Origin of the sequence: Faecalibacterium hominis (ex Afrizal et al. 2022) (genome assembly GCF_049545105.1) — a bacterium.
In the GTDB taxonomy this organism is placed as follows: Bacteria; Bacillota; Clostridia; order Oscillospirales; family Ruminococcaceae; genus Faecalibacterium; species Faecalibacterium duncaniae.
Genome location: NZ_CP186860.1, coordinates 806732 through 821031, shown reverse-complemented (window position 1 = coordinate 821031; position 14300 = coordinate 806732). Strand labels below are relative to the sequence as shown.

The window sequence follows — 14300 nt, the reverse complement described above, 5'->3', positions numbered from 1 at the left end:
CGTTCTTCTGATTCTATAATATCGGTTCTGTCGAGAAAAGACCATGTATTATTGTTGCATCTGGATGAAAGGTCAACGCAGTTCCGGCGGTTAGCTCCGGGGCGCAAAATCGCCGCCGGTGAGCCCGTCGAGGTTCAGCATCCCTTCCAGCGCGGCAATGTCGGTGGAAACATCCAGCACATCGGAGGCAAACAGCTTGTCCAGCTGGTTTTCAAAGGCGGTGATGAGCAGATCCATGCTCCGCTCAATGCTCTGCTTTGCCTCAGTGATGTTGGTGCCCTGCACATCCTGTGCCGAAAGCTGGGCGTAGGTATTCAGCAGCTTCAGCGCGGTGGGCAGGTAGTAATCCATAAATTTCTGCAGCTGGGCTTTTTTGTCCGGGTCCTTTTTTGCCAGTGCGAAGATGCGGGCGCTGACATCCTCCAGCCGGGAGATCTTGGCCGTCATCACCGGGTCGGGGATGGCATCGTTGGCCTGCCGGAGCTGGCGCTGCAGGGCGGCATACTGATCCTCGGGAGCCGGTGCGGGTGCGGGCTCGGCGGGTCTGGGCGGCTGGGGCGCAGCGCCCCGCACCACCAGCGTGCCGGTGCGGTTGTCGATATAGGCATCGGCCCCGAAATAGCCGTGGTCGATGGCGCGCTCCACGGCGGCGCGGCCCCTGTCGGCATCAATGCCCGCGGCTGCAAAGAGTTCGTCCAGCGGGATATTATCCCGGGTCCCAACGATCTTGTCCAGCTGGCGCTCCAGCTTGCGGGCCTGCTTCATCCGCAGGCCCATGGCCAGCGCAGCGCCGCCGCCAATGGTCTGGGCCAGCGCGGTCAGAAACTCGCCCAAGTCGAACCAGTAGCCCCACATGTCAATGATATCGGCAAGGCCTGCAAGGCCCACCACCAGAAAGATGCCGCCGAACACCGTGCAGAGGCTGGTCAGGGTCTTGTGCCGCTTTTTGGCGTTCTGCTGCTCGGCAGTGGGTACATCGTGGCCGTAGACCGGCTCAGTGTCCCGGGCCGGCTGACCGGCACCGGTGTCCTGGGAACGGAAATCGCTGGAATATTCCGCGTTCTCCTGCTCCTTTTTCTCGGCATCCCGGTCGATGGCACGCAGGATGAAGAACAGGATGCCCAGCCAGGGCGACATGGCGAATACTACCAGCAGGGCAATGGTGGGAATGTGGGCAAGAAAATGTTTGCTGCGTCTGGGCTCCATGGGGCAGAATCCTCCTAAAATAAAAAAGCCGTGTTCCACTTTATTATAGCGGAGCACGGCCCTTTTGTTAAGGGGGTAATTTATTTGTGGGAAAGGGAATTACTTCATCAGGCTGCAAACGGCCTCGGCGTAAGCGGCGGGATCATCCACAGGCAGGCCCTCGATCAGCTGTGCCTGTGCATAGAGCAGGCTGCTGTATTTCTTGACCTTGTCGGTATCACCGGCCTCCTGTGCGGCCTTCAGCACGGCGAACACGGGGTGGTTGATGTTCAGCTCCAGCACCTTGTCGCTCTTCACGCCCTCGCTGCCGGGCTGCTTGGAGAGCACCTTCTCCATCTCGATGGACAGGGGGCCGTCGGCGCTCAGGCAGACGGGGTGATCCTTCAGGCGGGTGGAGACCTTGACCTCCTTGACCTTGCCGTCCAGAGCGTCCTTCATGGCATCGAACAGGGGCTTGTTCTCGGCGGTGGCATCTTCAGCGGCTTTTTTCTCGTCCTCGGTCTCAAGGCCCAGATCGCCGCTGTTGACGTTCTTGAACTCCACGGTGCCGTCCTTGCCCTCGGCATCCTTGCGGGGGTAGCTGCGCATGATCTGCAGGCAGAACTCATCCACGTCCTCGGTCAGCAGCAGGACATCATAGCCCTTGTCCAGAACCAGCTCGGCGGCGGGGAGCTTTGCCAGACGATCGGTGGAATCACCGGCGGCAAAGTAGATGAACTTCTGCTCGGCAGGCATCTTGTCCACATACTCCTGCAGGGTGACCATCTTCTGCTCCTTGGCAGACCAGAACAGCAGCAGGTCGCGCAGCAGCTCAGCGTGCATCCCGTAATCAGAGTAAGCGCCGAACTTGATCTGGCGGCCGAACTCCTTCCAGAATGCCTCGTACTTTTCGCGGTCGTTGACCAGCATGGAGTGCAGCTCGTTCTTGATCTTCTTTTCCAGTGCGTTGTGGATCAGCTTGAGCTGGTTGTCCTTCTGCAGCATCTCACGGCTGATGTTCAGGCTCAGATCCTGGCTGTCCACAATGCCCTTGACGAAGCTGAAGTAATCGGGCAGCAGGTCGGCGCACTTTTCCATAATGAGCACGCCGGATGCGTACAGGGCCAGACCCTTCTCATACTCCTTGGTGTAGAAATCATAGGGGCGGTGGCTGGGCACGAACAGCAGGGCGTTATAGTTGGCTGTGCCCTCGGTGCGGCTCACGATGACACGGGCAGGGTCAGAGTAATCGTTGAACTTATCCTTGTAGAAGCTGGCGTATTCCTCATCGGTGACCTCGCTCTTCTGCTTCTTCCAGATGGGTACCATGCTGTTCAGGGTCTCAAGCTCGGTGTAGGTCTCCCACTCCGGCTTGTAGTCCTCGGGCTTGGGATCGGGTTCGGGTTTCTGGCGGCTCTTCTCCCGCTCCATCTGGATGGGATAGCGCACATAGTCGCTGTACTTTTTGACGATGGCCACAATGCCGTATTCATCGAGGAAGTTCTCGTAATTGTCGGTATCGGTGCTGTCTTTGATGTGCAGGATGATGTCAGTACCGGCGGTTTCCTTCTCAGCGGGGGTCAGCTCGTAGCCGTCAGCACCGCTGGACTCCCACTGCCAGGCCTCATCCGCACCGTATGCCTTGGAGATGACGGTGACCTTGTCGGCGACCATGAAGGCGGAGTAGAAGCCCACGCCGAACTGACCGATGATGTCGATGTTCTCGTCCTTGTTGTCCTTCTTAAAGTCCAGAGAACCGGAGTGGGCAATGGTGCCCAGGTTCTGCTCCAGCTCTTCTTTGGTCATGCCGATGCCGTTATCGGAGACAGTCAGCAGGCGATTGTCCTTGTCGCGGGTGAGCAGGATGCGGAAATCGCCCTTGTTCATGCCCACGGAAGGATCGGTCAGGCTCTTATAATAAAGTTTGTCGATGGCATCCGAAGCGTTGGAGATCAGCTCACGGAGGAAGATCTCCTTGTTGGTGTAGATGGAGTTGATCATCATGTCCATCAGTTTTTTGCTTTCAGCCTGAAATTCTTTCTTCGCCATAATACAAAACCTCTTTTGTACAGTATTCAGATCCGGCCCCTCGCAAAAGGAGCGGCAATGCAGAAGAAGCAGCCGATGCTGTATCTTCTTAGCACTCATATCTTTCGAGTGCTAATATACACCGATGCGGGTCAAAAATCAAGGGGTTTCATAAAAAGTTCAGAAATGAACTGGAACAAAATGCCTTTTGTGCGTTGCTACAAAAAATTCATAAAGAAATAGTTGACCTTTCACAATTTTTAGCGTATACTGGTCAGCGGAAACAAACGAGGAAAGAGGAATATGTTATGGCAATGAAGCCGGAGATCTCCGTGAAGAACCTGCTGATGCAGGCATTCCTGACGGGCTGGGAACGCTCGGACAAGAGCATTTCGCAGGATGAATACTTACAGAGCGCCATTCAGGTCATTGAGGTGCTGCAGGTGGAACCTGAAAATGTCTACGCCGAGGAGGGCCTGGGCCTGACCGATGGCGATGAGGTGGATCATCTGGACGACCTGCTGCGGGCAGACGGCCAGTGGCTGTATTACGGCGTGGAGGAGGAAAACTTCTTCCTCATCCAGTGGTACCCGGACAAGGCTTCTGCCGAGGCCAAGCTGGCCGAGCTGGAGGCGCTGGGCGACGGCAAGCAGTATCTGGTGGACCTGAGCCTGACCCGCGAAAATCCTTCGGCCGCTGAGAACTTCGGCAGCTCCAACCCGGTTCAGCTGCGGAGCTGAGCCCGGCGTTTCTGACAAAAAGAAAGGGAATTTTCCATGCAGCTTTCACAAACGGAACGGGAGCGCCTGTCCGCTATTCTGGAACAGTACGACCATCACCCCAAGGTGCAGGAAATGCGTGAGTTTATCCAGCACGGTGATGTGACCACCTACCAGCACTGCAAGAATGTGGTCGTGGTCAGCTGCTGGATCAACCACCGCTTCCATCTGGGAGCCGATGAGACCACGCTGGCCGTGGGGGCCTTCCTCCACGATTTCTATCTCTATGACTGGCACAAGCAGGGCTCTTTCCACGGCCTGCGGCATCTGTTTGAGATGCACGGCTTTTCCCACCCGGGGTCTGCCTGTGTGAACGCGCAGCGGGTGTTCGGCATTACCAAAAAGGAGCAGAACGTCATTGCAAGCCACATGTGGCCCCTGACCTTCCGCCATATCCCGACCTGCCGCGAGGCGGTCATCGTCTGTCTGGCGGATAAATACTGCGCCATTGTGGAGAGCATGTTCCGCCGCACAAGGGTGGGCGCTGACGAAGAAGAGTGGTAAAGAAGCCGCCGCACTGTTCACATGAAAGAAAGCAAAAGACCAGAGTTGTAACGCCGTTTGGCGAAACAACTCTGGTCTTTTTTGCTGGGGCTTGTGCAACAGTCTCTTTGGAAAAGTGATCTTATTCTGCTCTCAGAGCCTTGACAGGGTCAGAGCGGGAAGCGGTTTTGGCGGGGATGAAGCCGCCCAGAATGGTCAGCACAGTTGCCAGCGCAACCAGCACCACAGCGGCCTTCCAGGGCAGAACGGCCACTACGCTGGTGCCGACGGCGATCTTCTGGATGAGCATGTTGCCCGGAATGAGCAGCAGCCTGCTGAGGCCGATGCCCATGAGGCCCGAGCACAGGCCGATGATGAAGGTCTCGGCGTTGAACACCTCGGAGATGTTCCGCTTGGAAGCACCGATGGCACGCAGGATGCCGATCTCCTTGCGGCGCTCCAGCACGCTGATATAGGTGATGATGCCGATCATAATGGAGGAGACCACCAGCGAGATGGAGACAAAGGCCACCAGCATGTTGGAGATCATGTTGATGATCCTGGTCACGGAGGTCATCAGGGTGCCCACCACATCAGTGTACTGGATCACCTTGTCTTCCGCGCCCTGCTCACGCATGGCGGCATTGTAGCTGTCCAGCACGTTGAGGACCTCAGCCTTCTGCTCGAAGTCCAGCGGATAGATGTTGATCTGGCTGGGGTCGTCCTCGCTGGCATAGCCAAGGGACTGCAGGTTGCTTTCATAGGTGGCGCTGGTGGACATCATGTTCGACTTCATCAGCTCCGCCAGATCGTCCTCGGTCATGTTGAACCGGATGGCATTCCGGAACGCATCTGCGTCGATCTTCAGCGCGCTTTCCATCTGGCTGCCCAGAGAGGAGAAGCGCTCGGTCATCTGGCTCTGCAGGTTCGTGCTGATCTGGCCCATGGCTTGCTCCATGGCAGCGCCCAGCTGGGCCTGCAATTCGGCGGCGATCTGTTCCGAGAAGTTTGCCATCACGCTGCCCATGACCTGCTGCATGGCGGCAGTAAACTGCTCCTGCAGGGCAGCGGTATCGATGAGGCTGCCCATGGAATCCTTCATCAGCTGCTGGAACTGGTCACTGGCAAGATACTGGTCAAAACCGATCTTGTCCAGCCCCAGAATGCCGTTGCCGATGATGTAATCCTTGTAGCCGGTCATCACCTTCTGGGCCAGCTGCTGCATTTTGTCGGCGGGAATGGAAATGTCCATGTTGGCGAACACGTCCGTCAGGGCGCTCATGTCGATGTCGGGCGTTTCGGTCAGATCAAATTGGAAGCTGTCCGGGTCAATGAGGGAGGAAAAATCTACGGAACCATCACTCAGGTCGAACGCGCCGCTCAGGTCAAGATCCAGCTTGCCGGGGTCGAACTGGAAGGCGCTCTCGAGCTGGTCGGTGTCAATGGAGAAGAGGGAGGCCATGTCCACGGCAGCGGTTCGCTCGGTGCCGAAGGGCTCACCGTTCAGCACATTGGTCTGCGGGTCGGCGAGCTGGTCCTGCACCAGCCTGCTCTGGGCGGCGGTGTCCATGACATGCCGGGTCAGGGAGGCGGGATAGGCGATGCCGGAGGACAGCATGGCGGCGGAGGCGTTCTCCCTGGGCTGCACCACGCCCACGATGGTCATGGTCTCGCTGTTGGCCACAAGCTCCTGCAGGAAGGCCTTGTCGTCCGATTTATCCACCCAGGTGCTGTGGGCATCGTCGTACTGGTAGCGGTCGGCCGCGTTGACCAGCTTGAAGGTGCGGCCCAGAAAATCGCTGTACCGGTAGGGCTTGAAATCCTCGGGCACATCCACATTCTGGTTCTGGGCGAACTGCTGGATCATCTTGTCCAGCTCGGCGTTGTCCCGCAGGCCCAGCGCGTAGAGGGCATAATCGGTGATGGAACCATCCGCACCCAGCACGGCAACGCACTCGTTGTAGTTTTCGGGCCAGCGGCCTGCCTTGACCTCGTACTGGGAATGATACAGGGCATCGCTGGCGGGCAGCTGGTAGAACACGCTGGTGTTCATCATGCTGGCCATCATGTTGTTGGTCGAGCTGGTGGAGCTGATGCCCAGAGCGGAAAGGGAGGAATCCGGGTTCACCTGCCGGATGCTGCCGTCCGGGTCCTGGCGGTAGATCTGAGGCTGGACATTATAGGAATACTCCACCGAGGAAACGCTCTCCCCGATGCTGCAGGCATCGCTCTCGAGGTAGGTTTTCAGGCTCTTCAGGTCGTTGGAGGTGATGCCGGAAACCATCTGGGTCACGAGCTGGCGCACCGGCACCATCCCTTCGCCGAGGTCGGGGGCGGCGGGCTGGCCGGGCAGGTCGGCGGACAGCAGGCTGGTCAGATCCATGCCGCTGCGCAGGATCTGCACCGGGTACTCGGAAAGGGTGTCCCGCTCCATATCAGCGATATACTGGTTGACACCGGTGGACAGGGAAATGATCAGCGCAATGCCGATGATGCCGATAGAGCCTGCAAAGGCCGTGAGCAGGGTGCGGGTCTTTTTGGTCCAGAGGTTGTTGAAGCTCAGGGTCAGCGAGGTCCACCACGACATGGAGGAGTGGCCCATGTTCTTGTGAACGGCAGGGGCAAGCTGAGCGGTGTCAGGTTTGTAGGGGGCGGTGTCGGAGCGGATGACACCATCCTTCAGGTTCACGATGCGGGTGGCGTACTGCTGGGCCAGCTCCGGGTTGTGGGTGACCATGACCACCAGCCGGTCCTTTGCCACCTCCTTGAGCAGCTCCATGACCTGGATGCTGGTCTCGCTGTCCAGCGCGCCGGTGGGCTCGTCTGCCAGCAGGATATCCGGATTGTTGACCAGCGCACGGGCAATGGCAACGCGCTGCATCTGGCCGCCGGACATTTCGCTGGGGTGCTTGTGCAGCTGATTGCCCAGCCCCACCTTCTGCAGTGCCTCGGTGGCGCGGCGCTTGCGCTCTGCGCCCGAGATGCCGGAAATGGTCAGGGCCAGCTCCACGTTGGCCAGAACGGTCTGATGAGGGATCAGGTTGTAGCTCTGGAACACAAAGCCGATGGTGTGGTTGCGGTAGGAGTCCCAATCGCGGTCGGTGTACTTTTTGGTGGAGATCCCGTTGATGACAAGGTCACCGCTGTCGTACCGATCCAGGCCGCCGATGATGTTCAGCAGGGTGGTCTTGCCGGAGCCGGAGGGGCCCAGGATGGCGACGAATTCGCTGTCGCGCAGGTTCAGGCTGACATCATTCAGTGCGGTCTGTACAAGGTCACCGGTTTTGTATTCCTTGCGGATCTTTTTCAGTTGTAGCATAGGCAGGCCTTTCTTATGCGTGCCCGGCGGCGTGTGGGAAATGCCGGGCAAAAAACAAAATAACGTAGATATAGTATCAGATGAATGTGAACAAACCATTGCTTTTCGGGAAAGATGGTGTTATGCTGAAGAAGGTGAAAGAAACAAAAATCGACACTTTATGACGTAAATTACAAGAAATTAAGACGCAAAAAGCCTCCGTTCCTGCACGGTTCGACGCATAGTGACGTTTTTTCGGGGATTGAATCTTTCCACAGGGCCTTATAAAATAGTATCATACAGTACGCACGGAAGAAAAGTGCGGCAATTTTAAGGCAAAGGGGAAGGTTGGATTGACGGAACGACTCGTTTCAAAGCTGCATGTCGCGCTTTTGAGCTACGACGAGCGGGAGATCCGCGTCCGGAAAAATTATCTGGAGGAGCAGAATCCTGCGATCTGCTGTGTCTGCTTCCACAGCGGCGAGGAGCTGCTGCGGGAGCTGCGCCAGCAGCGCAGTGTGGATATCGTGGTGCTTTCGAGCCAGCTGGAGGATATGGACGGGTATGAGTTCCTCAAGCGGCTCAACAGCCTGCATAACCGCCCGCTGCTGCTGTTGCAGGGGGATGACTGGTACAGCGATGCCACGGCATCGTTCCTGCGGCCGGACGGCAGGCAGTACCTGCCGGAGCGCAGCAGCCTGCTGGATCTGCTGCTGGATCTGCGCAGCTCCACGGACATTGGCATCTTCTGGGTGCTGCCGTTCTGCAAGCAGCTTTATGCGGAGTGGGGCATCCAGCAGCCGGATGTAAACTGTGAATATCTGACCACTGCGCTGCAGGTCGTCTGCGGCACGGAGCGGAAGCTGGCCGTGCGCAAGGAGATCCTGCAGACTGTGGCCGAGGAACACCACACCACGGTGGCCGCCGTGGACTGCGGGATGCGCCGCCTGATCGACGGGGTGGAAAAATACAACACCGAAGCCTGGCAGAAATTCAAGCAGGATTACGGCCTGATGGGGCATAGCGTTACCCTGGGCAAGTTGATCTATGCGGGCCGCCAGAAATTGATCGACAGCGGAACGCAGGGACGGAAGGCCGGACGATGAGAAAAAAGAGAGAGAACGGAATGGCAAAAGAGAGCGGGATGGGGGATTTCCCCCGCAAACAATTTGAGAGCGTGCTGCTGCACTCCCTGCGCATCATGGACCAGAACCGGGAATACCTGCAGATGCATCTGGCCCGGACCGGAGACGAAAGGACCCGGCAGGCGCTGGAGGATATGGGGCAGGAGAGCATCCGCCTGGAGCGCACCCTGCGGGAGATGATGGGCCTGCTGGAAGTGGAGATGAACGACAAGCCGTCCATGAAGCCGGTAGACCTGTGCTGGATCCTGATGGAGGCCGCCCAGATAGCCCCGGAGATCGAGAAGCAGCTGGGCATCCGGCTGACTGTGGATCACAGCCCGTTCCGGCGCTGCTATGTCAAGGCGGATGCCCAGGAGGCCGAGCAGCTGCTGTTTCATCTGCTTTCCAACGCCCTGCGGGCCGTAAGCCCCGGCGGGCAGATCAAGATCCGGCTCACCCGGGACGACGAGGATCTGTACCTGATCGTGGAGGACGACGGCTGCGGCCTGCCCACCGGTGAAAACTGGATGGAGAACCGCCGCCGCTTCCTGGGCGGTGTGCAGGCAGGGCTGCTGCTCTGCCGCCGTTACTGCGCCCACATGGGGTGGGTGCTTTCCCTCACGCCGCGCGATGCCGGAAGCGGTACCCGGGCAGAGGTGCGCATCCCGCTGGCCGGAACGATGTTTCCCATTGAGGGCAGTGTGGAACTGCACACCATCCATCCGGCACTCACCACAGCTGATGGCCTGCGCTGGCAGATCCTGCGGGAGCTTGCTCTGTTGTCCGATAAAATGGAATGATACGATGTTCAGCGCCCTGCTCCGGGCTTTTCCGGGGCAGGGCGTTTTTGTGTAAAAATCACTCTGAGTAAAGAATCTTAACCGGAATGTAGAAAAACAGGGGGGGCTGTATTCGTGAATTTAACAAAATGTTTAACTTTCTGAGCGGAAAATACTATTTTTTGCGTGTAAAATATGGTGACTGGATTGATTGTATCCCGATTTTTGAGTATAATACAACTGTATTTTTATATTGTTCCTCAGGAGGAAAAGCAAGTGAGAGTAGGTCTTGACATCGGAAGCACCACCATCAAGTGCGCGGTGCTGGACGAACATGATGCGCTGATTTATTCAACATACGAGCGTCATTACAGCCATATTCTGGAAAAGGCGCAGGAGTTGCTGCGCCGTATCGATGCAGAGCACCTGCACGGAAACAAGGCTCTGCTGAGCATCTCCGGTTCTGCCGGCATGGGTCTGGCCGACAGCTGCGGCGTGCCCTTTGTGCAGGAGGTGTTCTCCACCCGTGTGGCAGTCAAGCGGTTTGTGCCCGCCACCGACTGCGTGATCGAGCTGGGCGGCGAGGATGCAAAGATCCTGTTCCTGACCAATGGCACCGAGGTCCGCATGAACGGCAGTTGTGCCGGCGGCACCGGTGCCTTTATTGACCAGATGGCCACCCTGCTGAAGATGAGTGCCGACGAGATGAACAAGGCCGCGGAAAAGGCCGAGCGCACCTATACCATCGCGTCCCGCTGCGGCGTGTTTGCCAAAAGCGACGTGCAGCCCCTCATCAATCAGGGCGCACGCACGGAAGATATCGCCGCCAGCATCTACAAGGCTGTGGTCAACCAGACCATTGCCGGTCTGGCACAGGGCCGCCCCATCAAGGGCAATATCCTGTATCTGGGCGGGCCGCTGACCTTCAGCAGCGTGCTGCGCAAGAGCTTTGATGAGGCGCTGGGGGTCACCGGAACCTGCCCCGAGAACAGCCTGCTCTATGTGGCACTGGGTGCCGCCCTCTATGCGGATAAGGAATTCGACCTCTCCGCAGTGGCCAACGCGCTGGACCAGTACGCCGCCACCGCTACTTATGCCAGTGAGCCTCCGCTCTTTGCCAACAAGCAGGAGTACGAGGAATTCCATGCCCGGCACATGTCCCACAGCGTGCCCCATGTGCCCTTCAGCGCCCAGTGCGGCCCGGTGCATATCGGCATCGACTCCGGCTCCACCACCGTCAAGCTGGTGGTGGTGGACGAGAAGAGTCAGATCCTGTACACCAATTACCAGCCCAACCTTGGCAACCCGCTGCCCCTGATCCGGGAACAGCTGATCAAGATCTACCAGGAGCACCCCGGCCTGCAGGTGGCCAGCGTGACCACCACCGGCTATGGCGAGGAACTGGTCAAGAACGCCTTCCGCTGTGATTATGGTCTGGTGGAAACGGTGGCTCATTTCACCGCTGCCAAATACTTTATGCCCGATGTGGATTTCATCATCGATATCGGCGGTCAGGACATGAAGTGCTTCAAGATCGAGGATGGTGCCATCAGCAACATCTTCCTGAACGAGGCCTGCTCCTCCGGCTGCGGCAGCTTTTTGCAGACCTTTGCTCAGGCATTGGGCTATGATGTCAAGGAGTTCGCCGCTCTCGGCCTGTTCGCAGACCGCCCCGTGGATCTGGGCAGCCGCTGCACCGTGTTTATGAACAGCTCGGTCAAGCAGGCCCAGAAGGACGGTGCTTCCATCGAGAACATTTCCGCCGGTCTGTCCATCAGTGTGGTCAAGAACGCGCTGTACAAGGTCATCCGCGCATCCAGCCCTGAGGAGCTGGGCCGCAGGATCGTGGTGCAGGGCGGTACTTTCTACAATGAAGCTGTTCTCCGCGCCTTTGAAAAAGAGATGGGCGTGGAGGTCATCCGCCCCGACATCGCGGGCCTGATGGGTGCCTACGGTGCGGCCCTGTTCGGCCTGCGCCAGAGCCATAAGAACCACCAGGAGACCTCCGCCATGATGAGTCTGGCCGAGCTGGAAGCCTTTGACCAGAAGGTAGTCAGCGTCAAGTGCGGCGGCTGCGGCAACCACTGCCAGCTCACCATCAACACTTTTGCCGATGGCCGCAAGTTCATCTCCGGCAACCGCTGCGATAAGCCCGTGACCGGCAAGAGCGAGGACAACAGCCTGAATCTGTACGCCTACAAGCAGCAGCTACTTGCCGGTTACAAGCCTGTGCCCGGCAAGCGCGGCTCCATTGGCATCCCGCTCTGCCTGAATATGTACGAGCTGCTGCCCTTCTGGTACACCTTCTGGACCAGGCTGGGCTTTGCCGTGCACACCAGCCCGGTGTCCAGCCGGGGGCTGTATCTGGCCGGTCAGGCCACCATCCCCAGCGATACCGCCTGCTTCCCGGCCAAGCTGAGCCACGGCCACATCAAGGCCCTGAGCCAGATGCACCTGGATGCCATCTTCTACCCCTGCCTGACCTACAACTTTGACGAAGGACTGGGCGACAACCATTATAACTGCCCTGTGGTGGCCTATTACCCTGAAGTTCTGGCAGGCAACTGCCCCGAGCTGGAGGGCCAGAAGTTTATCTATGACTATGTGGGCATCCACCGCCCCAAGGACTTTGTCCGCAAGATGGCAAAGGAAGTCCTGCCCAAATACTTCGGCGGCATTTCCGAACAGGAAGTGCAGGCCGCTGCCGATGCTGCCTACGCCGAGCACGAGGCCCACATGGCCCAGATCCGGGTCAAGGGCAGCGAGATCATTGATGAGGCACGCCGTCAGGGCAAGCGCATCATCGTGCTGGCTGGCCGCCCCTACCACGTTGACCCTGAGATCAACCATGGCATCGACCACCTCATCACCCGCCACGGCGCGGCTGTTGTCACCGAGGACAGCATCTCCAACCGGGTGGAAAAGTTCCCCACCAGCGTGCTGAACCAGTGGACCTACCACAGCCGCCTGTATGCGGCGGCCAAGTACTGCACCACCCAGAAGGATATGGATCTGGTGCAGCTGGTCTCCTTTGGCTGCGGCGTGGATGCCATTACCACCGATGAGACCCGCGAGATCCTGCAGGCAGGCGGTAAGCTCTACACCCAGCTCAAGATCGACGAGATCACCAATCTGGGTGCGGTCAACATCCGTCTGCGCAGCCTGTTCGCCGCTCTGGAAGAGCGCGACGAGGCGGCAGAGGAAAAGGCCGCCCCCAAGGCAGAAGCCTGATACATAGGAGGAACCTATGGAATACAATTATCCCAAATTTACCCCGGAGATGAAGCAGACCCACACCATCCTCATCCCCAACATGGCCATTACTCAGTTCCGGCTGCTGGAATACGCCCTGCGCTACGACGGCTACAAGTGTGAGATCCTGGGCAACTGCGGCAGCGCCGTGGCACAGCTGGGCCTGAAATACGTCCACAACGACACCTGCTATCCGGCCCTGCTGGTCATCGGCCAGTTTCTGGATGCCCTGAACAGCGGCAAGTATGACCTGGATCACACGGCCCTGCTCATCACCCAGACCGGCGGCGGCTGCCGTGCTTCCAACTACATCCACCTGCTCCGCAAGGCTCTGGTCAAGGCGGGCTATCCCCAGATCCCCGTTGCCAGCCTGAACTTCTCCGGTCTGGAAAAAGACAGCGGTTTCCAGATGACCCTGCCGCTGGCCCGCCGCGCCATCGCCTGCGTGTTCTACGGCGATATGCTCTGCGCCCTGCGCAATCAGGTGGCTCCCTACGAGAACGAAAAGGGTGCCGCTGACCGGATGGTCGATCTGTGGGTCGAGCGTCTGGGCCGCGTTCTGCTGGCCGGCAGGGGCTTTACTGCCCGGGAAATGAAGCATACCTTCCCGCTCATTGCAAAGGATTTTGCGGCCATTCCCGTGACCCGGGTGCCCAAGGTCAAGGTGGGCGTGGTCGGCGAGATCTACGTCAAATACAGCCCACTGGGCAACAACGACCTGCAGAAGTTCCTGGAGAGCCAGGACTGTGAGGTGAATTTCCCGGGCCTGATGGGCTTTGTGCAGTACTGCATCTTCAATATGGGCGAGGATCATGTCCTCTACGGCGGCAAGCTGGCCGTCAAGATGGGCACGGATCAATTGCTCAACTGGCTGGACAGCGTGGAGCGTGCCATGCTCAAGGCCACAGCCGATGCCGGGTTCTACGCCCCCGGGCCCTTCAAGGAGCTGGTGGAAAAGCCCCACGGTATCATTTCGCTGGGGGCCAAGATGGGCGAGGGCTGGCTGCTGACCGCCGAGATGATCGAGCTGGTGCAGGGCGGCTACGGCAACATCGTCTGTGCCCAGCCCTTCGGCTGCCTGCCCAACCATATCGTGGGCAAGGGCATGGTGAACAAGATCCGCGCCCTGTATCCCAGCGCCAATATCACCCCCATCGATTACGACCCCAGCGCCACCCGGGTCAACCAGGAAAACCGCATCAAGCTGATGCTGGCAGTCGCTAAGGAGCGCCTGAACGCCCCGGCGCAGGCTGCCCCCATGACGGCAGAAGAAATTGCCGGTGGGGCTCCCCGGGTCGAGACCACAGTATAATTCTTTCTAAACAGCAACACTCCCCTTCGGGCAGGACCGTGTGCCGCACGGCTCCGCCCG

Annotated in this window: 9 protein-coding genes; 6 read left to right on the top strand and 3 right to left on the bottom strand. The window is 58.6% G+C overall.

Features of this window, described 5'->3' with window-relative positions; genetic code table 11:
- Positions 1-90 precede the first annotated feature (90 nt).
- Positions 91-1206 (bottom strand): 5-bromo-4-chloroindolyl phosphate hydrolysis family protein, encoded by a 1116-nt coding sequence (locus tag ACKXGA_RS03995; protein WP_423730129.1) that lies wholly within the window; start codon positions 1204-1206, stop codon positions 91-93.
- A 99-nt stretch (positions 1207-1305) separates the two neighbouring features.
- Positions 1306-3234, bottom strand: coding sequence for a molecular chaperone HtpG (htpG, locus tag ACKXGA_RS03990; RefSeq protein ID WP_097773669.1), 1929 nt, complete (start codon positions 3232-3234; stop codon positions 1306-1308).
- 287 nt (positions 3235-3521) lie between these two features.
- On the opposite strand from htpG, the gene ACKXGA_RS03985 reads away from it, so the two are divergent.
- Both ACKXGA_RS03985 and ACKXGA_RS03980 read left to right on the top strand, forming a co-directional pair.
- Positions 3522-3953 carry a hypothetical protein gene (locus ACKXGA_RS03985; RefSeq protein WP_223383978.1) on the top strand — a complete coding sequence of 144 codons (432 nt, stop codon included), beginning with the start codon at positions 3522-3524 and terminating at the stop codon, positions 3951-3953.
- 36 nt (positions 3954-3989) lie between these two features.
- Positions 3990-4496, top strand: coding sequence for an HD domain-containing protein (locus ACKXGA_RS03980; protein ID WP_005930482.1), 507 nt, complete (start codon positions 3990-3992; stop codon positions 4494-4496).
- Between the two features lie 121 nt (positions 4497-4617).
- Here the strand turns inward: ACKXGA_RS03980 and ACKXGA_RS03975 are convergent, their stop codons facing one another.
- Positions 4618-7794 (bottom strand): ATP-binding cassette domain-containing protein, encoded by a 3177-nt coding sequence (locus ACKXGA_RS03975; protein WP_423730128.1) that lies wholly within the window; start codon positions 7792-7794, stop codon positions 4618-4620.
- A 332-nt stretch (positions 7795-8126) separates the two neighbouring features.
- On the opposite strand from ACKXGA_RS03975, the gene ACKXGA_RS03970 reads away from it, so the two are divergent.
- The 4 genes from ACKXGA_RS03970 to ACKXGA_RS03955 all read left to right on the top strand — a co-directional run bounded on the left by ACKXGA_RS03970 (position 8127) and on the right by ACKXGA_RS03955 (position 14240).
- Positions 8127-8879 (top strand): response regulator, encoded by a 753-nt coding sequence (locus tag ACKXGA_RS03970; protein WP_005930473.1) that lies wholly within the window; start codon positions 8127-8129, stop codon positions 8877-8879.
- 20 nt (positions 8880-8899) lie between these two features.
- Positions 8900-9697 (top strand): sensor histidine kinase, encoded by a 798-nt coding sequence (locus tag ACKXGA_RS03965; protein ID WP_117535802.1) that lies wholly within the window; start codon positions 8900-8902, stop codon positions 9695-9697.
- A gap of 255 nt (positions 9698-9952) precedes the next feature.
- Positions 9953-12907, top strand: a complete 2955-nt coding sequence (locus ACKXGA_RS03960; RefSeq protein WP_423730127.1) for an acyl-CoA dehydratase activase — start codon at positions 9953-9955, stop codon at positions 12905-12907.
- 16 nt (positions 12908-12923) lie between these two features.
- A complete protein-coding gene (locus ACKXGA_RS03955; protein WP_423730126.1) occupies positions 12924-14240 on the top strand; it encodes a 2-hydroxyglutaryl-CoA dehydratase in 1317 nt (438 codons plus the stop codon).
- The last annotated feature ends 60 nt before the right edge of the window (positions 14241-14300 follow it).

Bases quoted from the DNA above. Each gene is read 5' to 3' on its own strand.
- ACKXGA_RS03995 (WP_423730129.1), bottom strand. From the start codon at position 1,206: ATGGAGCCCAGACGCAGCAAACATTTTCTTGCCCACATTCCCACCATT.
- htpG (WP_097773669.1), bottom strand. From the start codon at position 3,234: ATGGCGAAGAAAGAATTTCAGGCTGAAAGCAAAAAACTGATGGACATG.
- ACKXGA_RS03985 (WP_223383978.1), top strand. From the start codon at position 3,522: ATGGCAATGAAGCCGGAGATCTCCGTGAAGAACCTGCTGATGCAGGCA.
- ACKXGA_RS03980 (WP_005930482.1), top strand. From the start codon at position 3,990: ATGCAGCTTTCACAAACGGAACGGGAGCGCCTGTCCGCTATTCTGGAA.
- ACKXGA_RS03975 (WP_423730128.1), bottom strand. From the start codon at position 7,794: ATGCTACAACTGAAAAAGATCCGCAAGGAATACAAAACCGGTGACCTT.
- ACKXGA_RS03965 (WP_117535802.1), top strand. From the start codon at position 8,900: ATGGCAAAAGAGAGCGGGATGGGGGATTTCCCCCGCAAACAATTTGAG.
- ACKXGA_RS03955 (WP_423730126.1), top strand. From the start codon at position 12,924: ATGGAATACAATTATCCCAAATTTACCCCGGAGATGAAGCAGACCCAC.